Source organism: Caballeronia sp. GAWG1-1, assembly GCF_023631465.1.
Classification (GTDB): Bacteria; Pseudomonadota; Gammaproteobacteria; order Burkholderiales; family Burkholderiaceae; genus Caballeronia.
The window spans coordinates 1-480 of the sequence record NZ_JALQDB010000116.1 but is presented as its reverse complement, the minus strand read 5'-3'; the positions used below and the strand labels follow the sequence as shown (position 1 = coordinate 480).

1 protein-coding gene is annotated in these 480 nt (G+C 59.8%); it reads right to left on the bottom strand.

What is annotated here, in order from left to right:
• The coding region (locus NCT03_RS33695) for an IS21 family transposase (RefSeq protein ID WP_502800458.1) at nucleotides 1–416 on the bottom strand (416 nt) is incomplete at its 3' end.
• Nucleotides 417–480: the final 64 nt, after the last annotated feature.

Below are 480 nucleotides of genomic sequence, written 5' to 3'. Positions count from 1 at the left end.
AGAGTGGCCACGAATGCGAACAGATTCGCTTCTTTGCGTCTGCGGAACTCGACCCAGTCGACCTGCATCTGATCGCCCGCAGCAGTCTCGAATCGCACCAAAGGTTCGGGCGCCGGTACAGGTCGCAATGTGGCAACGAACTTGCGCACGATTCTCTCGCCGCCATCGAATCCCTTCGACTGACTCTCGCGCCACAGAACCGTCGCTGGAATCCAGTCCGGTGCCGCTGCCGCGATCCGTTCCCGGAGGTAGGCTTCGACCGGTTTCAGTATCGACTCGCGCGGAGTCGCCGCGGGCCGAAACTTCGGCGCGTCCTGCGCCGCCAGATACTTCCTTACCGTGTTGACCGAGCAGCCAACCTCACAAACAATGGCACGCAGGCTCTTGCCCTGCCTGTGCAATATCCTGATCTGCATGTATCCCTCGTACGAGATCATCGCCGCTCAAAGCGGCCATTATCCCTTCGTCGAGGTGTATCAA